Annotated in this window: 14 protein-coding genes and 1 pseudogene; 5 read left to right on the top strand and 10 right to left on the bottom strand. The window is 55.2% G+C overall.

From position 1 onward, the window contains the following. Nucleotides 1–7: 7 nt before the first annotated feature. Complete coding sequence (gene phoR / locus CPH80_RS17050) at nucleotides 8–1,315, top strand: phosphate regulon sensor histidine kinase PhoR (RefSeq protein ID WP_096279696.1); 1,308 nt, start codon at nucleotides 8–10, stop codon at nucleotides 1,313–1,315. A gap of 65 nt (nucleotides 1,316–1,380) precedes the next feature. Here phoR and CPH80_RS17045 read toward each other — a convergent pair. Next, nucleotides 1,381–1,623, bottom strand: a pseudogene (locus CPH80_RS17045) (response regulator); the annotation flags it as partial. A gap of 203 nt (nucleotides 1,624–1,826) precedes the next feature. On the opposite strand from CPH80_RS17045, the gene CPH80_RS17040 reads away from it, so the two are divergent. The 3 genes from CPH80_RS17040 to CPH80_RS17030 all read left to right on the top strand — a co-directional run bounded on the left by CPH80_RS17040 (nucleotide 1,827) and on the right by CPH80_RS17030 (nucleotide 4,793). Continuing rightward, nucleotides 1,827–2,984, top strand: coding sequence for a lytic murein transglycosylase (locus CPH80_RS17040; RefSeq protein WP_172898615.1), 1,158 nt, complete (start codon nucleotides 1,827–1,829; stop codon nucleotides 2,982–2,984). A 74-nt stretch (nucleotides 2,985–3,058) separates the two neighbouring features. Beyond that, on the top strand, nucleotides 3,059–4,087 hold the full coding sequence (locus tag CPH80_RS17035) for a metal-dependent hydrolase (protein WP_096279692.1): 1,029 nt from the start codon (nucleotides 3,059–3,061) through the stop codon (nucleotides 4,085–4,087). Nucleotides 4,088–4,091: 4 nt separating this feature from the next. After that, nucleotides 4,092–4,793 (top strand): pseudouridine synthase, encoded by a 702-nt coding sequence (locus CPH80_RS17030; RefSeq protein WP_096279690.1) that lies wholly within the window; start codon nucleotides 4,092–4,094, stop codon nucleotides 4,791–4,793. A gap of 12 nt (nucleotides 4,794–4,805) precedes the next feature. On the opposite strand, the gene CPH80_RS17025 is transcribed toward CPH80_RS17030, so the two are convergent. From CPH80_RS17025 to ilvD, 3 genes are read right to left on the bottom strand one after another with little or no spacing between them, the layout of a single operon-like run. Further along, nucleotides 4,806–5,285 (bottom strand): asparaginase domain-containing protein, encoded by a 480-nt coding sequence (locus tag CPH80_RS17025; RefSeq protein ID WP_096281728.1) that lies wholly within the window; start codon nucleotides 5,283–5,285, stop codon nucleotides 4,806–4,808. Between the two features lie 46 nt (nucleotides 5,286–5,331). Next, complete coding sequence (gene pbpG / locus CPH80_RS17020; RefSeq protein ID WP_227520230.1) at nucleotides 5,332–6,270, bottom strand: D-alanyl-D-alanine endopeptidase; 939 nt, start codon at nucleotides 6,268–6,270, stop codon at nucleotides 5,332–5,334. A gap of 32 nt (nucleotides 6,271–6,302) precedes the next feature. Further along, the gene (ilvD, locus tag CPH80_RS17015) at nucleotides 6,303–7,979 is read right to left on the bottom strand and encodes a dihydroxy-acid dehydratase (protein ID WP_096279686.1); all 1,677 of its coding nucleotides are present in this window, start codon (nucleotides 7,977–7,979) and stop codon (nucleotides 6,303–6,305) included. Nucleotides 7,980–8,109: 130 nt separating this feature from the next. Between ilvD and CPH80_RS17010 the strand changes: the two genes are divergently transcribed. Continuing rightward, on the top strand, nucleotides 8,110–10,509 hold the full coding sequence (locus tag CPH80_RS17010; protein ID WP_096279684.1) for a xylulose 5-phosphate 3-epimerase: 2,400 nt from the start codon (nucleotides 8,110–8,112) through the stop codon (nucleotides 10,507–10,509). Between the two features lie 27 nt (nucleotides 10,510–10,536). On the opposite strand, the gene CPH80_RS17005 is transcribed toward CPH80_RS17010, so the two are convergent. The 6 genes from CPH80_RS17005 to rapA form a co-directional block, all read right to left on the bottom strand. Continuing rightward, entirely contained in the window at nucleotides 10,537–11,859 is a 1,323-nt protein-coding gene (locus CPH80_RS17005; RefSeq protein ID WP_227520229.1) for an alkaline phosphatase D family protein, read from the bottom strand. A gap of 378 nt (nucleotides 11,860–12,237) precedes the next feature. Then, complete coding sequence (locus CPH80_RS17000; RefSeq protein WP_096279682.1) at nucleotides 12,238–12,813, bottom strand: glutathione S-transferase family protein; 576 nt, start codon at nucleotides 12,811–12,813, stop codon at nucleotides 12,238–12,240. A gap of 153 nt (nucleotides 12,814–12,966) precedes the next feature. Further along, nucleotides 12,967–13,173, bottom strand: coding sequence for a cold-shock protein (locus tag CPH80_RS16995; protein WP_096279680.1), 207 nt, complete (start codon nucleotides 13,171–13,173; stop codon nucleotides 12,967–12,969). Nucleotides 13,174–13,409: 236 nt separating this feature from the next. Beyond that, nucleotides 13,410–13,790, bottom strand: a complete 381-nt coding sequence (crcB, locus tag CPH80_RS16990; RefSeq protein WP_096279678.1) for a fluoride efflux transporter CrcB — start codon at nucleotides 13,788–13,790, stop codon at nucleotides 13,410–13,412. Nucleotides 13,791–13,807: 17 nt separating this feature from the next. Beyond that, nucleotides 13,808–16,258: an acyl-CoA dehydrogenase gene (locus tag CPH80_RS16985; protein WP_096279676.1), complete on the bottom strand. Its 2,451-nt coding sequence runs from the start codon at nucleotides 16,256–16,258 to the stop codon at nucleotides 13,808–13,810. Between the two features lie 123 nt (nucleotides 16,259–16,381). Continuing rightward, nucleotides 16,382–19,279: an RNA polymerase-associated protein RapA gene (gene rapA, locus CPH80_RS16980; protein ID WP_096279674.1), complete on the bottom strand. Its 2,898-nt coding sequence runs from the start codon at nucleotides 19,277–19,279 to the stop codon at nucleotides 16,382–16,384. Between the last annotated feature and the right edge of the window lie 8 nt (nucleotides 19,280–19,287).

The raw sequence follows: 19,287 nt of genomic DNA, 5'->3' as shown, positions 1-19,287 counted from the left end.
ACCTTTCATGCAGCAAAACTGGTCGCGACACTTGCGCTACACGCTTGCTGGCCTTGCGGGCACAACCCTTGCTGGCCTGTATCTAGGGTATCCGGCCTACGGGCTGACCACTGGCTTGGGGATTTATCTGCTGTGGACGCTCTATCAAACCCGGCGGCTGGCGCTATGGCTGGCAAATCCGAATGCCACTGATGAAGCACCCCAGAGCCTGGGCATATGGGGCGACCTTTTTGAAACGTTGCATAAACTCAATCAGAACCACTTGCAAACCCGGGATCGTTTACGGGCAAGAATCGACCGCATACAGGAATCCACCAATGCCATGCGCGATGGCGTTATCATGACCGACGCCCGCGGCGCCATGGAGTGGTGGAACGGTTCTGCGGAGCACCTGCTGGGGTTTCGCCGTAGCACGGATCAGGGGCAGTACATCTACAATCTCATTCGCACACCGGTCTTCAAATCCTACTTTGATGCGAAAGACTACCGCGAACCCCTGGAGCTGAATTCACCTGCCAAACCCCACATACATCTGCAGATCCAGATCAGCCTGTTCGGGGAGGATGACCGCCTCATCTTAGCCAAGGACGTCTCGCGCCTGCATCAGCTGGAGCAGATGCGCCGGGATTTCGTCAGTAACGTTTCCCATGAAATGCGAACCCCGCTGACCGTGATCAGCGGTTATCTGGAGACCCTGGTAGATAACGCGGATGACCTGCCTGCCAAATGGCGGCGAGCCATCAAGACCATGGCAACCCAGTCTTTTCGCATGGAGACACTGATTACCGATCTCATTTTGCTATCCCAAATTGAAACCGCTGAGCAGGAAGAAAACGACACGCCAACAGACGTAGGTAGGTTGATCCGGCAGATCTGCGAGGACGCCCGAACACTAAGCGGCGAAGACAAGCATGAAATCATCTTCGAAGCAGCCGATCCAAATCTACTCAAGGGCAATGAAAACCAGCTGCGCAGTGCCTTTTCCAACTTGGTATTCAACGCTGTTAAATACACGCCCGCCCGAGGCCGGATCACCGTATCCTGGTTTACCAATCGTGAGGGTGGACACCTCTCAGTAAAAGATACTGGCGCCGGTATCGATCAGGTTCATATTCCCAGGCTGACGGAACGTTTCTATCGCGCTGACCCCAGTCGGCATAAAGATACAGGGGGCACCGGGCTGGGGTTGGCTATCGTTAAGCACGTGCTGCTCAATCACGATGGCCGCTTAGAGATACGCAGCAGTCTAGGTGAAGGCAGCGAATTTATCTGCCACTTCCCGGCACACCTGCTAGTGGCAGTGCCGGCAGAGTAAACTTTCGGGATACGGGTGGGATTTAGCGTTTGCCGCAGCCGGTTGTCGACTCCCCAGTAGCGGCGCTGAGGCTGCTGGCGCATCAATTGCAGCAACTCAAGGCCGGACATTTCGGGCATTTCCCAGTCACATAAAATCAGGTCAAAGTTCGTCCGGGACATGAGCGACTGCGCCCTACGACCATTTTGAGCTTCGGTGGTTTCTATCACCGGGAAGCGCTGGCGTATCGTCCGCTTAATTAGGTCCCTTACAAAACTGGCGTCATCAACCACCAGCGCTTTCAGCGTTGCAGAAAGTTCTGGAGCCAAGAGGTTAAAGAACTGTCACCCCCGGTGGCCCTGCAAAGTGTTCCACCGGCCAGAAAACACGCTACCATGGGCCTAGTTGCCCACATCTTTTACCTAGACCGAGGTTTCGCGTGCTAACTAAGCTTGCAAGGATTCTGCCCAACCGCCATATAACGTGCCGTTTCTGTGTATCTGCCTTTTTGGCCACTTCCGCGTTGCCTGCCATGGCAGAGAGTGACGCGCTACCGGAAGCACCCGAAGGCTTTGAGGAGTGCAAGCTGCAGCTGCAGGAAAAAGCCATCGCAGCCGGGGTGAGCGCTAAAACGGCCAAGGACGTCATGACGGGGGTCGTGCGTTTAGACCGGGTGATCGAGTTGGACCGTAAACAGCCCGAGTTCACCACCACATTTGCAGACTACCTGAACCGTCGGGTTAACGACGACAGGGTGAACAAAGGCCGTGAGCTGATCAAGGAACACAGCGCACTGCTGGAACGGGTGACCGAGGCAACCGGCGTGCCCGCACCTTATCTAGTCGCTTTTTGGGGCCTAGAAACCAACTTCGGCAGCTATTTCGGGAAAATGTCGGTACCAGATTCCCTAACAACCCTAGCTTGCGATGCCCGGCGCAGCACGTTCTTTACGGAACAGCTGATTGCCGCCTTGCGCATTATTGATGAAGGCGCCATTCCCGTAGAACAAATGGAAGGGTCCTGGGCCGGAGCCATGGGCCACGTTCAGTTCATGCCCACAGTATTTTTGAAGCACGCCGTAGACGCAGACGGCGACGGGCGCCGTGACCTGTGGAACAGTCTGCCAGACGCCATGATGTCTGCCGGGCGCTTTCTGCAGTCCATGAACTGGGACGGGGATTATCGTTGGGGCCGGGAAGTGCTGCTGCCAGAGAACTTTGACTATTCCCTTGCCGATGGCCGCCGCATTGAACTGAGCAAATGGCGGGAGCTAGGTATTACCGACGCATTCGGCAGGCCCCTCGCCCAAGAGGCTATCCCCGCGGCATTGATTATTCCCGCGGGCCATCGCGGGCCAGCCTTTCTGGCTTATCACAACTTTGAAGTCATCATGGGCTGGAACCGCTCTGAGTTTTACGCCATTGCCGTAGGCCACCTGGCCGACCGTATCGCCGGCGCAGGAACGCTCCAGAACCCGCCACCGGTAGATACCCCCTCACTCTCAAGAGACACGGTTCTTGAACTTCAAACCACTCTCAATGAGCGCGGGTACGATGCTGGCAAGCCAGACGGTATTACCGGGCCCGCAACCCGCTCCGCTATTAGGAAGTATCAAAGCGACGAGGGGTTGATCGCCGATGGTTATCCAAACCAGGAATTGCTTGATGGGCTTAAAGTAATTACCCCTTGATCTCTGTATGCTTTGTTTACATATCAAAGGCTGAAAACTCCGGGCCAGACGCTCTCTAAACGCATACGAAATTTATGGACTCAATCACTCAGGCGGCCCTTGGCGCCTCAATAGCCGGGGCTCTGGCGGGAAAAGCGCTCGGGCGGCCGATTCTTCTCATTGGCGCGCTGCTGGCCACACTTCCTGATCTTGACGTGCTTATTGATTACGGAACAGCGGTCGCGAACTTTACTCAACATCGCGGTTTCAGCCATTCTTTGTTCGTGCTTGCACCTCTATCACTGCTATTGGCGGCTTTACTCTGGCGCTGGAAACCTGAGCTGGGGTTCTCGCGTTGGTTATTACTAACCGCTCTAGTGTTGATGACGCACCCTCTTTTAGACACGTTTACTACCTACGGCACCCAGCTTTTCTGGCCTTTTGGCCGACCGCTTGCCATCAGCAGCATCTTCATTATCGACCCGCTTTATACTTTGCCCTTGCTTGCCGGTTGTATTGCCTTTCTATTGCGCCCTCCAGCCTTGCGCGCGATAACGGCTGGCCTGCTGCTGTCCACTGCGTATCTCGGCTGGTCTTTTGTAGCTCAGCAGATGATTACCGAGCGTGTGCAACCAGCTCTCGCAAAAGCCGGCTTCGCTGGCGCTGAATTACTCGTGCAGCCTATGCCCTTCAACACGGTACTCTGGCGCGCCACTGCCATAACCCACCAACAGCGGGTTGAAATTGTTACCGGCTTTTTGGATGGCGACACCCCTTTAACGCTTGAATACTTCCCCCGCCAACCGGAGCTGGCGAGCGCCGTCTCGCAATTGTCCGAAACCCGTCGCCTGGAACGGTTTACCCGGGGCTTTCTCGACTACAGACGAGCCAATGGCGAAATCACCGCAACTGACGTTCGCTTGGGCATCCCAGGCGCGCATCCTTTTTCTTTTGTGCTGGCCCATGACCGAGATGGTACCCTTACACCCGCTGATGGCGAGCGAGCGCCACGGCCTGCCATGAATACCGGCGCACTGCCACTACTCTGGGGTCGCACGACCGGTGCCATTCCGGTGCTGTGCCTTGCCAGCCTTGCAACGCCGGCCCCCGGCGAGGAATGTTAAAACCATGCGCCTTGATCAGTTTATTTCCACCAGCTCACCGCTTTCACGCAAAGAGGCTAGGCGCGCGATACATGCTAGTAGCGTCACAGTTAACGGTGAGGTTTGGAAGGATACCGGTAAACACATCCCAGCCGGCGCCCAGGTTCTGCTGAACGGAAAACAGCTAGCTCTGCAGGGTGAGCGTTATCTCATGCTCAATAAGCCTGCAGGCGTTGTGAGTGCGACCCTTGACAGCGAGCACCCAACAGCGTTAGAGCTTCTACCCGCTGAGCTAATCGAGCTAACCCGCAATCTTCATATCGTAGGGCGGCTAGACGCCGACACCACCGGTTTACTGTTGCTAACAACCGACGGCCAATGGTCCCACAGGGTTGCTTCCCCCAGAGTAGAATGCCCGAAAACCTATCGGGTGAATTTGAGCACGCCTATTTTAGAATCAACCATCGAGGCCCTAGAAACAGGCGTAATACTTCACCACGACCCAAAGCCCACGAAGCCGGCGCAGGTGAAGGTTCTGGAGCAGCAGCTGATTGAACTAACGATTTCAGAGGGGCGCTATCATCAGGTCAAGCGCATGCTGGCAGCGGCGGGCAATCATGTGGAAGCTCTGCATAGGCAAAGCATTGGCGACATTATGCTCGACCCGACACTGGAGCCAGGCGCATACCGGGAGCTGACAGAGCAGGAAATCGCTTCGATAGGCTGAGTTCAGTAGCGCTCAGGTCCGTTCGAAACGTTGGGCTTTCAGGTTTTTGCGCACGGCACCTGCCTCGAACACTTCGCCGTTCATCGCTATGTATACTCCGGGCGGCAAAAGCTGCACCGCCGCCCAGGCAAAACCTATGTTAAACACCGCATCGCTACGGCGCATCCGGGCAGGCTGCATGGCCCCCGTAAGAACAATTGTTTTGTGCCTTAGATCCGACAGCACCGAAGCCGTTTCCGCCATCGTGTCTGTGCCGTGCGTGATCAGTATGCGATCACTGCCACTACCTGTGACGGCTTCAAGCACCAGCGCGCGATCCTCATCGGTCATCTCAAGGCTGTCTTTGCGCAACAATCCCTGCAGACGGTAGCCTTTATAGATATTAGATTCTGCAAGCAGTTCCGGCACCAGAGACTCACCGATTTCAAATTCGCTGTTGGCGTCAAAATACACCTTGTCTATTGTGCCGCCCGTGGTAAAGATCCGAACCATGAGGTTCCTGCCTTGTTCAGCTTCTGCACGCACTTCAGCGTGCATCTTAATTCAAAGCGGCTGTGGTGCTGTGAGCCGCAGAGTTATAAGACGCGTTTTTTTCCTGCGCGTATGCCCGCGCCGCTTTCGCCACCTGGCCACTGGCGCCGGTATCTAACCAACGTTTGATGCGCCCAGCATCCCCCATGGGCGATCGGGTGCCCAGCGAATCCAGAAGCACCGTAACCACCCGCTTGCCGTTCATCTTGGAAATCATAACCAAGCAACGCCCCGCGTCAGACAAATAGCCGGTTTTACTCAACCCCACACCCCAGCTTTCACGGTGTACTAAAGCGTTGGTGTTGCCGAAGGATAAGCTGTAACGGGGCTGTCGGAACTGACCTCGGAAATACTCGGTTGTCGTGTACTCGCGAATCTCCGGGTACTTCGCAGCGGCATTAACCAGCCGTACCAAGTCCCCAGCGGTTGAAAGATTTTCCACCGACAATCCCGTGGGGTCTACAAACTGAGTGCCTGTCATACCTAGTGCTTTTGCCTTAGCGTTCATGGCATCGATAAATCCCTCAAACCCTCCCGGGTGACTCCGGGCCAGTGTGTAGGCGGCAAAGTTCTCTGACGACATCAGGGCAATACGCAGCACGTCGGCACGGCGCATCTCCGACCCGACTCGGATGCGGGTGTACGCATTAGCTGCTGCAGGCGTATGCCGCTTCTGGAATACCAACCAGTCATTCAGCGGCACACCAGATTCAAGCACCACCAATGCCGTCATTACTTTGGTAACAGACGCTATGGGCACCGAACGATCGGCATTTTTGGCAAACAACAAAGCATTGCTGCCGGCCACGGCCACGGCTGCATTAACGGATGCCAGGTTCGGGCCCTGAGCACCCGCATTACTGGGGCTTTTCTGATGCGCGTGCACTGCCAGTGGCAGGCAAAGCATCAGCCAAATCATCATTCGCGCTAGGTTCGTTCTATGCATTTATCAGACTCTATTGTTGCTGTACCGGCGCCCTAAGGCAGATCGGTAACCGCGCCAGTGGATGCAGAGCTCACGGTGCGGGCGTATTTTGCCAGCACACCTCGAGTAAAGCGTGGCTGAGGTGCAACCCATGCTTTCCGCCGACGCTCCAGCTCTTCATCAGACACATCCAGTTCCATGCTGTTGGCAACGGCATCAATGGTAATTGTATCGCCATCTTCAACCAGCGCAATGGGGCCACCCTCTGCGGCTTCTGGTGCAATGTGCCCAACCACAAACCCGTGGCTACCGCCAGAAAAACGCCCGTCAGTAATCAGTGCCACATCATTGCCTAGGCCCTTGCCCATAATCGCCGATGTAGGCGTCAGCATTTCACGCATACCCGGGCCACCTTTGGGGCCTTCGTAGCGGATAACCAGCACATCACCGGCAACAACGGTGCCGTCCATAATCCGTTCTTGGGCTTCCTCTTCTGAATGGAATACCCGAGCACGACCGGAAAAATGAGTGCCTTCCTTGCCGGTAATCTTGGCCACCGAGCCTTCAGGAGCCAGGTTGCCATAAAGAATACGCAAATGGCTGTCCGCTTTCACAGGATTATCAAACGCGCGAATAATATCCTGGGCCTCAGGATAGGGTTCAACAGATGCCAGGTTTTCAGCCAGCGACTGTCCGGTCACGGTCAGGCAATCCCCATGTAGAAGCCCCCGCTCCAGCAGCATCTTCATCAGCGGCTGAATACCACCAATGGCCACCAGTTCCGACATCATGTAATGCCCACTTGGGCGCAAGTCCGCCAGCACGGGTACGCGCTTACCAATTTCGACAAAGTCCTCAAGGCTGAGCTCAACATCTACTGTACTGGCCATTGCCAGCAGGTGCAGAACCGCGTTGGTTGAGCCGCCGAGCGCTATCACGACCGTAATGGCATTTTCAAAGGCCTCACGGGTCATGATATCGGAGGGCTTAATGTCCTTCTCCAAGAGGTTCATAACCGCTGCACCAGCGGCGCGACAGTCGTCCAGCTTGTTGTTAGAAACCGCGTTCTGCGCTGAGCTGCCAGGCAGGCTCATGCCCATGGCTTCAATCGCCGATGCCATAGTATTGGCCGTGTACATCCCGCCACAAGAGCCCGGACCGGGTATGGCCGTTTCCTCAATCTGTTTGACTTCGATCAGATCAAGATCACCCCGGGCATGGGCGCCTACCGCCTCAAATACCGAGACAATGTCTGTATGGTTTTCACCGGGTAGAATCGTGCCGCCATACACAAATACCGAAGGCCGGTTCAGCCGAGCCAGACCCATCAAGCAACCAGGCATGTTCTTGTCACAGCCGCCAATGGCAACCAACCCGTCAAAGCCCTCGCAACCTGCTACGGTTTCGATGGAATCCGCGATAACCTCCCGGGAAACCAACGAGTACTTCATGCCCAGAGTGCCATTGGCAATGCCGTCGGAAACCGTGATGGTATTAAAAATCAGCGACTTGCCACCGGCCGAATCTGCACCCGCCGAAGAAGCTTCTGCCAGTTCATGAATGTGCATGTTGCAAGGCGTTAAGTTACTCCAGGTGGAAGCAATGCCCACCTGGGGTTTGCGAAAATCTTCATCAGTAAAGCCGACGGCCCGCAGCATAGCGCGGCTGGCGGACTTACCTATACCGTCCACCACGGGGGCGGAATGGCGGCGGCGTTTATCATCGGTCATCAATCTCTCCTTAAAAAGCGTTCACAAGCTATAGTTATCTTCAGCTACCTAGCTTACTGACCTGCATCAAGCTGTGTGGTGTAAGTATATCCTACAATCTTTCGAAACAATTAAGCCGTGGAGGCACGCCATGTCATTACCCACTCCGCCATCAGCGGATTGCCCCGAGTACGAACTCTGGCGCCAAGGTTATGGCGTGATCCAGCATACCGAAACAACTTGCAACCAAGTACAGGTTCTCGCTTCGCGCCTGGTTGCCGCCGGTCATCATCCCGATGCCGCCACGGTCTATCGCAAGCTTGCCGATCTAGATCGACTCACCAGCGCAGGCCTTTGGCTGGTTGTGCATATGACCTATGCAAATCGCGTTGACAGCTCCGGCGCCCCTCTTGCAGCACGGGATTTCAAGCGTAATCCCGAAGGCCATACCGGCGGCGCCTTAAACATGGTACCTGCATACGCGGCTTACCTGGCACTCAATAACCTGACCGGGAAAACCCGAAGCTGGCTAATGGGTCAGGGGCATTGCGTGGCTGCCATAGATGCACTTAACGTGCTAACCGACAACCTGCTCCCGGAACAGCATGAACGTTACACCGGAGCAGAAGGGCTATCGCGGATGGTAGCCGATTTTTACAGCTACCAGCAAAAACCCGATGGCAGCATGGCCGCGCCACTGGGCAGTCACGTTAACCCTTACACAGCGGGCGGCATTATTGAAGGCGGTTATCTTGGCTTTGCCGAGCTTCAGTATGCGCATATGCCACTTCCCGGTGAGTCGCTGGTGGCGTTTCTTTCCGACGGCGCCGCCGAAGAACAGCGTGGCAGTGACTGGATTCCGCGCTGGTGGCGGGCAAAAGACTGCGGACTGGTTACGCCAGTAATGATCGCCAACGGTCGCCGTATTGAACAACGCACTGAACTAGGCACCCGCGAAGGACTTGAACGGTTCGAGGCGCGCTTGACCGCTCAGGGTTTTGATCCGTTCCGGTTTGATGGCCGCGATCCGGCCGCATTTGTCTGTGCCATGGCAGAAATGGAGCATTCATTGCAGCATCAGGGCGATCGTGCGCTGGAAGGTGAGCTGGATTACCCCGTGCGTATTCCCTACGGCATTGCCGAAACAGTGAAAGGCTTTGGCTTCTATGGCGCAGGCCTTAACGCCGCGCACAACCTGCCTTTACCGGGCAACCCGCGTATGGACACCCATGCCCGGGAACTGTTTCAGGAACACGCATCCCGCCTCTGGGTTGCGCCGGATGAGCTTGCAAACAGTGTGCTGCGCTTAAAAGAACACGAACATCAGGCCCGGCCTTTGGAGCGTGACCATCCGCTGGCAACACGCAACCCGCCAGAGCTTGTCATTCCATCCATCGCTACCCGTCACGACCAGGTTTCCCCGATGCTGGCGGTGGACAACTTCTTCCGGGCTCTGGTTACGCAAAACCCTGAACTAAGGGCACGGGTGGGCAACCCAGACGAGCTTGCCAGTAATCGCCTGACCGGGGTTCTGGAAGATCTCAAGCATCGCGTAAACGACCCCGAAAGCGCATCGGAGTCGGTACACGGAAAAATCATCACAGTACTCAACGAGGAAGCGGTCGTTTCCGCCTGCCTTGCTAACAAAGGCGGGCTCAATCTAGTTGCGAGCTACGAAGCTTTCTGCGTGAAAATGCTTGGCGCCATCCGGCAAGAACTGATTTTTGCGCGACATCAAAAAGCCGTTGGCCGCCCTGCCCGCTGGCTTGGCCTGCCGATTATCGCCACCTCCCATACCTGGGAGAACGGCAAGAATGAACAATCCCACCAGGACACCACGTTCTGTGAAAGTTTGTTGGGTGAGATGAACGACGTGTCTCGGGTTATCTTTCCCGCCGATTACAACAGTGCCCTCGCGGTTCTTCCCTCCGTTTTCAATAACCGAGGAACGATCAGCTGTATGGTGATTCCAAAGCGTGAAAGGCCTTGCGTTTTCGACACCAGCGAAGCAGAAAATCTTGCCCGCAACGGTGCCTTGGTTGTGGACGAAGACTCATCCGGGGGCGAGCCGATACTGCTGATCGCCAACGGCGCCTACCAGCTGTCTGAGGCTATCCGCGCTTGCGATCGCTTGCGCGAAACCGGTACGTCGTTTCGACTTGTTTATTTGCAGGAACCCGGGCGTTTTCGCGAGCCAAGGGACACCTTGGAGTCAGAAGTCTGTATATCGGAGTTTGAGCGGGCGCGCCTGTTCCCGAATCGGCTGCAGCGGAGAGTCGCGCTAACTCACATGCGACCGGAAGTGTTCCGTGGGCACATGCACCCACTATTCCCAGACCCGCGCCATAGCAGAGTGCTGGGTTATATTAACCAGGGCGGTACGCTGAACGAAGCCGGCATGCTGTTTGCCAACCGCTGCTCCTGGGGCCACACCCTGACTGCCTGTGCCAGTGCTCTGGGCAAGTCCCCCGAAGAGTGGTTATCCAATGCCGAACTGGCTGCAGTGGAAGGCCACGGCGACCCAACTCTGATCACTCGCGGCCTGACCTGACGATCTGAGTACAGGCCTTACCCTGCCTCAGGCGGGCGTTTCCAGATACCGGCCGTCTGCTCCCGGGCGAACACTGCGGCTCGCGCTGCGAGCCGTGTCTATGGCGTAATCACGGGATTTGACGGTGTCGACAAAGTACCAGTCGGCTCGCGCTTCCTCCGCGGTGAATGTCACCACCATATAGCCACGCTGGTTGATATTCAGGTAATCCAGGTCATCTGCCAGTAAGCCAATACCCTGCTCCGCTCCAGCAATCTGATCCCCCTGCAGTTCTAGGTACTCCTCCAAGCCAGGTGATGACACCGAAGCCGTTGCGAACTCTACGCCAATCTGGTGGCCGTCCTTGTCTTTCAGGTTATTGGCCCAGGCGTTATGGGTGTCGCCAGCTAATACCACCAGGTTTTTGTTCAACTGCTTTGCGGTACCTAATACCACCTCGCGCTCATACTGATAGCCATCCCAGGCGTCAAGATTATAGGGCGCGGCGGTGTTTATTCGTGCTGACTCTTCCTGTGTGAGTGTGCCTCCGGCAAGTTGTATACCTTTGAGCTGCGCTAGCTCTCCGAGCATCGCCGGCAGCCCATCAAAGTCCTCCGTTGCAATTTTAACCAGCAGCTCCGCCGGCAGGTTCATCCGCCCCATCAGTATTTGCTGTCCCAGCACTTGCCAGGTGGCTGTGGAGTACCCCAGCGAGGCCCGCAACCAGAGCAGCTGCTCGGCACCCAATAGTGTGCGGTTCGTGCTTCCCACATCCGCTGTAAACCGGGCCTGATCAAGCCCAGTTGCCGTGAAATAGTCCAGGTAATCCAACTGCTCATCACGGCCCATATGGCGCGTATCCAGCATATGCAGGTCAACCAGGTTTCCAAACCGGAAGGTGCGGAAAATGGCTTCGTCACTGCCTTCAAATACCGGGCGAATCGGCATCCATTCAAAGTATGCCTGCAGGGCTTCGAGCTTGCGGGTGCCATAATCGCCTTCACCAGTATTGTGGTTCGCTGCTCCGTTTTCCCATGCATCGTTTGCCACTTCATGGTCGTCCCAAACGACGATAAACGGCACTTTGCTGTGCAACGTTTGAAGATCCGCATCGTCGCGGTAGATGCCGTAACGACGTCGGTAATCCTTCAGCCTGATCAGTTCCAGGTCATTGTCCGCCGGGAATGTACGATTCAGCGTAGCCGCATCTGCAGCTGCGTAACTGTCCGCTGCACTGCTGTATTCATAGATGTAGTCGCCCAGGTTTACAACCACATCCAGATCCTCGCGTTTACTGACTTCGCGATAAACGTTGAAATAGCCGGCGGGATAATTGGCGCATGAGACCACCGCAAGCCGAACCGAATCCACTTGGCCTTCAGGTAACGTTAGTGTTGTGCCGACGGGAGACTGGCTGTCGGAGGTATGAAACCGGTAGTAGTACGTCTGACCTGAGGAAATCCCGTCTCGTCAGTCTTGTCAGTCTTGTCATTATTATGCCTTCCTTTGGATTCTTGGGGTCGAGCACCAGATGCCCGAAACGCCACAGCGCACTTACAAGGCGCCAATATAGAACCTAGTCGGCTTGGGTTAATAACGCATTGCCAAATTGCGACAGTACGATATCAAATTGCGACAAAATAGCAGGCAGAGAAGAAGCCTTCAGAACGGCAAAATACTAGGGGAAAGAATGGCGGGGAAAACAGGTGATAAAGTGCCCGACAAGCCGGGCACTTTATAAAGTGACGCTTACGGCTGACGCGGGTCTGTTTCAGCTACCCAAGGGGTGGTTTGTCGGCTATCACGGAAGGCGACTAGGCTGTCAATACCAGCGAAGTCCACAAGATTGCGGAAATCCATCCAGTCCACCAAACAATAGAGGCACATTGCCGGGTAATTCCACTCCTCAAACTGCCCGTCCTCAACCTGAGCGGCGAGGGTGCGCATGGTGGTCATAATGCGTTCGCGCTGAAGGTCAAAAAACAACACGCCCGGAGCATCCACATCCAGCCCGGAACGCCTGGCCAGCAACAAAGTCACGGCTGAGTCGTTGGCACCATCAATGAGGGTGAGTTGGTTCTGCTGATCCCAAGTTAGAGGATCCCGGCCCTGCTTCGAGCTGATATAACGGGAAATTATCCGGGAATCGTAGATTTCCTGACCATCGCTTTCTAGCACAGGTATTTTAAGCGCCGGATTGCTACGCCTGATTTCGTCACGGTCTTCGCCGTAAATATCGAGGTTAACAAATTCGTAGCGCTCTTCGTCCAGCAGAATGCGGATTCGCCGAACATAGGGCGAGGTAGTTGATCCAATCAGCTTCATAAACTCTCCGGTTGTATAACCCAGTAACACTCTGTGTGCGGCTGAAAATGTACCACATCAACCCACCAACACAGGAAAATAACAGGATTTTTACAACAAAAAAAGGCAGCCGAAGCTACCTTTTTTGGCGGTTATTGCTCTATCCGAATCGGATTAAAGAGCAGTAACGTTTTCCGCCTGAGGACCTTTCTGGCCCTGGGTAACGGTAAACTCAACCTGCTGGCCTTCTGCCAGAGTTTTGAAACCGCCGCCCTGAATAGCGCTGTAATGAACAAAAACGTCCGGGCCCTCTTCACGAGTGATAAAGCCAAAGCCTTTTGCTTCGTTGAAGAACTTAACAGTACCGGTAGTAGTAGACATACTTATAATTCCTGAAATCAATCATATTATCTGCCGCCATTCACTGAATGTGTCCGGTCAGCGTTTTATGGAAATACAGAACTCGCTGAATCAAAAACAGGACGGATACTACTAACTGCGGAGTACGCCTTATTCATGAAATGCTTTGCTGAATCTTTCCTACGCAGATGACTCTACTCCTGAATCACGAGTTTGCCAAGTAGTTTTGCAACAAATCGTGTAAGTAGTGTTACGGATTAACCTTTTACCAAGCCAAAACTGTAAAGACCCAGAGCAGTCATCAAGATGGAGCCCACCACATGGAGCAAAATACCGGCTATCGCCATCGGCCATTTACCATCCTGAATTGCTGCGAACATTTCCAAGGAAAACGTCGAAAATGTCGTCAGTGCGCCACAAAGCCCGGTAATGGCAAACAGCCGCCACTCAGGCGCAAGTGTACTGGCTTGACTGAAATAGCCAATCAACAAACCTACCAGCCATCCCCCACTGAGGTTGGCAATAAGGGTTCCATAAGGAATGGAGTGGTAGCTGGTGTTCAGCCACAAACTCAGCAGCCAGCGCAGGTTGGCGCCGAAAACGGCGCCAACACTAACGGCAACGAACGATAACCACATAGGGGCCTCTCGCTCTACTACGCTGGGTTGTGATCAATCACTGTGTCCTTGTTACGCGCAAACTCATCAAACGGGAAGTCGTCCACGGTGAGCATCTCCAGAACGACCGCTTCGTACTTGCGCATAAACTCGGCCTCTTCCTTGGTGTAGATGCCTGCTTCCAATGCCGCCTCAAAGCGTTGCTCTGGGTGCAGTGCAGTCATGGGCAACTCACCTTTGGCATAAGCCTTGGTCGCTTTGCGGTAGAGCTGCTCAGCCTTATCGTAGTCCTTCAGTAGACTGTTGTAGGTGGCCACCGGATTTTCCACGGAACCTTCGCCTTCTGTCGTCCAGGTACCGGCAAGCAGCTTGTGCCGAATGGGTGTATCGGTCGAGATAAACCGTGCAAGCTTACGCGTCTGGTCATCATGGGGATTGCCCCAACTCCGACCCAAAGGCAGGGTGACCGCACGCAGAACCACAGCAACCGCGCGATTAGGCAAATTCTGGAGAAATCCTTCCAGAGCCTCTTCAGTACGGTGCAGCAGCAAACCGAGGCTGTACTGCATTACTTCCTTTTCGCCTTCCACCGGCTGGGTTTCGTGCCAATTCTTGAGCACCATAGAGGCCAGGTACAGGTTAGAAAGCATGTCACCAAGGCGCGCAGAAATCAGCTCACGCATCTTCAACTCGCCACCTAGGGTGGTCATGGCTGCATCCGAGCACAAACCAAAGGCCGCACTGAAGCGTGCAACTGCTTGGGCATATTTGCGGCTAGCGCTGTCGAACGGAACGTCTGCACGGCCAAGGCTAAGCGCTTGAGTGAAGGCGCGGGCAGCGTTGCCGAAAATCAGGCCGGCATGGCCAAAGAAGGCATCGTCGAACGCATTGATATCGTCGTTATCCTTGGCCGCAAGCTCTTTGAGCACGTATGGATGGCAACGAATCGCCCCCTGACCGAAGATCATCAAACTGCGGGTCATGATGTTGGCGCCTTCCACAGTAATGGATACCGCAGAGCCGCTATAACCAATGCCCAAGTAATTACGGGGGCCCAGAGTTACCGTTTTACCACCGTGAACATCCATGGCATCTGTCAGGATCTCACGCTGGAATTCAGTCAGGTGATATTTGAGGATGGCGGAAGGCACGGCTGGCTTTTCGCCTTTATCGATCATGTTGGCGGTGTGGTTAACGGCCGCCTGAGCAATGTAGGTTTTCGCCGCGATGCGGGCCAAGGGCTCCTGTACGCCCTCCATGTCTGCCACGGGGGTATTGAACTGACGACGAATTCGAGTAAAGCCACCCGCTGTGCCAAGCGCGTAAGCAGCACCACCGGCAGCGCCGGAAGGCAAGGTGATACAGCGGCCTACGGAGAGGCACTCAACCAGCATGCGCCAGCCCTGCCCGGCCATTTCCATACCGCCAATAATATAGTCCAGCGGGATGAATACATCTTTACCGATGATCGGGCCATTCAGGAAAGGGCTCCCGATAGGACAGTGACGGCGACCGATTTCCATACCTTTGGTATCACGGGGGATCAGCGCACAGGTAATGCCATAATCCTTCGTGTCACCAACCAAGCCGTCCGGGTCAAACATGCGGAACGCTAGGCCAACAACAGTTGCTATGGGCGCAAGGGTAATCCAACGCTTTTCAAAATCCATCTTGATACCAATCACTTCCTTGCCGTCTATCTCCCGCTTGCACACGATACCGGCATCCGGCAGCGAGGTGGCATCTGAGCCCGCACGAGGACCAGTAAGACCAAAGCAAGGAATTTCGCGACCATCGGCCAGGCGCGGCAAGTAGTGCTTCTTCTGCTCATCAGTACCGTACTTGACCAGCAATTCGCCAGGCCCGAGAGAGTTCGGCACGCCAACAGAAATCATCAGCATTTCATTGGCAGCAATTTTCTGCAGCACTGCTGTCTGGGCCTTGGCGGAGAAGCCCAACCCGCCATATTCTTTGGGAATGATCATGCCGAAGAACTTCTCTTTCTTGAGAAAATCCCAAAGCTCTTTCGGAAGATCAGCGCGCTCTACGGCAATATCCCAAGCATCACACATGGAGACAGCCTGAACACACTGGTTATCTACAAAGGCCTGCTCTTCTTCGCTTAGGCCTGTGTGACGGTTGATCAGTAGGTTGTGCCAGTCTGGCCGCCCGGTAAACAACTCACCGTCCCAGCCCACTGTGCCCGCCTCAAGCGCTACCTTCTCGGTATCGGACACCTTTGGGGCAACTTTCTTGAACATGGCAAAAGCACGCGGGGTCAACCAGCCCTGACGAAGGGCAGGCAACCCGGTCGCTGCGGTAACGGCAGCACCAACAAAGAGAATCAGGGCCAGCCATCCTGAAGCGAAGATCATTGAGAGCACACCAACCACAACCATTACACCAATAGCCGGTTTGGCACCAGATTCACGCCGCATAACAATAAGCAAGCCTGCCAGCGCCACTAGAAACAGAATAAATGTCATCATAGGTTCTCTCTGTCATCCATGGTTAAAACTACAATTCGTTACGTTTACGGTATCGCATCAGATGGCCGCTGACCAGCAGGTACAATGGCGCCAAAGGGTTAACGACGTCTCAAAAAAACAGTCTCATTCGGTAACGATAACCCGTATACCTTCCAAATCTAGGCTGGCATGCCCGATTGCCTCGCGGGCGGCATCCAGCTGATTGCGAAAATAATCGATTTCCTCGTCGCGAATGGCCGGGTTCACTTTTTTAAGGGCTTCTAGCCTGCGAATTTCCGGCTCAAAGTTCGCCGCTAACTGCTCCAGCGCCTTTTGCTTCATGGGCTCTAGATACGGTGCGGATAGCCGCTCCACATGATCCACCATGGTTTCCACCTGCGGTCGAATCCGCGGCACAATCGCCTGAGCGATGCGCCGGCGAATGTTTGAACACATGTCATTCAAACGATCATGGGGCAGCGCTGCCGAGAGTTCTTTGCCGTTCACATCTACAAGTAAGCGCAAGGGCGATACCGGCAGGTAACGGGTCAGCTGCAAGGCTTCGGGTGCTGGGCAATGCACGGTCATCACGGCTTCCATCAGCAGCGTGCCTGCTGGGAGTGCCTTTACCGACAAGCTAGCCAGAGCCGCCTTGCCCAGCCCAGAGCTGGTTATCGAATCCATCACACCGGTCACCATGGGGTGCTCCCAGCTCATGAATGCGATGTCTTCACGCTCCAGCGCATGCTGGCGATCCCAAGTGACGGTTATCCCGTCTTCTGGCAGCTCGGTCACGTGACCAGCCTGATATTGCTCACCAGGGCGCAGGATATCGGCATGCTCAGAGTGGTCTTCGATATCCACCCCAAGAATGTCGAAGGCTTCTACCATGTAATCACGCACTTGAACGGAGCCTTCTTCCTTTTCAATGCCGGCGATCAGCCTATCGGCTATATCCCCACGGCAGGAATTGAGCTCGATCAGCGCATCACGGCCATTCTGCAGGAGCGTTTTCAGCCGGGCCGTCTCAGCTGCAGATGCCTCAACCAAGCCATCCAGCACGGAAAGCTCGCCTTCAATAGCGCTCTTCCACTGCTCGCCAACCTTTTCCTGCACAGCCACGCCAACGGCGCAGCTTTCTGCAAACGCGTTCAGGCCATCCTGGAACCAGCGGTACTGAACCTCTTGGGACGTATTCTGAAGATAAGGAATGTGGATATCAATCGTTTCGGTCTGGCCAATACGATCCAAGCGCCCGATACGCTGCTCAAGCAAGTCCGGGTTCGCGGGCAGATCAAACAGCACCAGATGGTGAGCAAACTGGAAATTACGCCCCTCGCTGCCGATTTCCGAGCAGATCAACGCCTGAGCACCTTGCTCGTCGTCGGCAAAATAGGCCGCTGCCCGATCACGCTCTATAAGGCTCAAGTGCTCATGGAAAGCAGCACTGCGAATACCGGCCCGGAGCTGAAGATAGTGCTCCAGCGCCATGGCGGTTTCGGCCAAGGCGCAGATAACCACGACTTTGGCTGGGCGTAGCCCCGCCAGCTTTTTCTCCAACCAGGCAACCCTCGGGTCGTCTGCCAGCCACTGTTCGACCGGCACGGACTGCTCTGGTGCCAAGCCTGGAAAGCCGAACGCCTGGCCCTGATACATGGCCGGGCGCTCCAGCGGCACGGGGTTGACCCGTCGCTCAGGAAAACCCTGAATAGCCGCACGAGTATTACGGAATAGTACTCGCCCGGTGCCGTGGCGATCGAGCAGTGCGTCGATAACGGACTGACGCGGCGAATCGCCTTCCAGTAACTGCTGCAACTCGTCACCCAACCAGATTTCTAGAGCCTTGCGATCGTCGTCATGGATGCCCGCACCCTCATCCTGCAAGCGCCGCACAACACTGTTGACCACCTCGTACTGTTGCTCTTCTTCCTGAAACGCCTGTAAATCGTGAAAGCGCGCTGGGTCGAGCAAGCGAAGCCGGGCAAAGTGGCTGGCGATACCAATCTGTTCCGGCGTTGCTGTCAGCAGCAACAGGCCTTCACTGACTGCAGAAAGCTCTTCTACCACTTGATATTCAGGGCTGACACTCTCTGGGCTCCAGGCGAGGTGATGGGCCTCATCCACAATCATCAAATCCCAATCAGCCTTAAGTGCATCCTTCTGGGCCGTCTTGCTATTCACCAGAAAATCGAGACTGCACAGCACCAGCTGGTCACTTTCAAACGGGTTAACGCCAGCTTCGTCCCCGAATATGTGATTCATCAGAGCGTCTACGTCGCCCTCGCTGTTTTTCAAAGCGTCGTAGCGGCTCTGGTCAACAATGGAGAAGCGTAGATTGAAACGCCGGAGCATTTCTACAAGCCACTGATGTATTAGCGAATCCGGCACCACAATAAGGGCGCGACGAGCCCGGCCTGTCTGCAGCTGATAATGCAGAATAAGGCCGGCCTCAATGGTTTTACCTAGGCCAACCTCATCCGCCAACAGCACCCGTGGCGCATGGCGCTTTGCGACTTCGTGGGCAATATAAATCTGGTGCTGCAAGTGCTGTGTGCGTGCACCAATCAGGCCTCTAGCGGGTGAAGCGCGCAACCGATCCATGTGTTGCAGTGTCGCAAAGCGCAGACGGAAGGCGCCGTTCCGATCAAACTGGCCGGCAAACAGACGCTGGTGCGGCGCCGAAAAGTTTACGGTGCCGGCAAGTTTTACCTCAGATATCTGCTCAATATTTTCATCAAACTGCTCACCGCCATCGACCTCTGCCTCCGTCTCCGTCTCCGCGTGGTACAACAACACGCCGCCGAGATCCTCTACCGCTCGCACCCGATACTTGGCGCCTTCGAAGGTCTCAATTTCCTCGCCAATCTGGTACACGATGCGCGAAAGCGGTGCGTTATCAATAGCGTAAGTGCGCTCTTCATCAGCGGCAGGAAACCCCAAGGTAACCCGCCGGCCGGAAATATCTGTCACTATGCCCAAACCAAGCGCGGTATCGCTGTGGCTTACCCAGCGCTGGCCAATAACAAATTCCGATGCGTCCAAAAATCCTC

Origin of the sequence: Marinobacter sp. LV10R510-11A, from assembly GCF_900215155.1 — a bacterium.
Classification (GTDB): Bacteria; Pseudomonadota; Gammaproteobacteria; order Pseudomonadales; family Oleiphilaceae; genus Marinobacter.
Note: the sequence above shows the minus strand (reverse complement) of the source record. Positions and strands in the feature narration are given on the sequence as shown.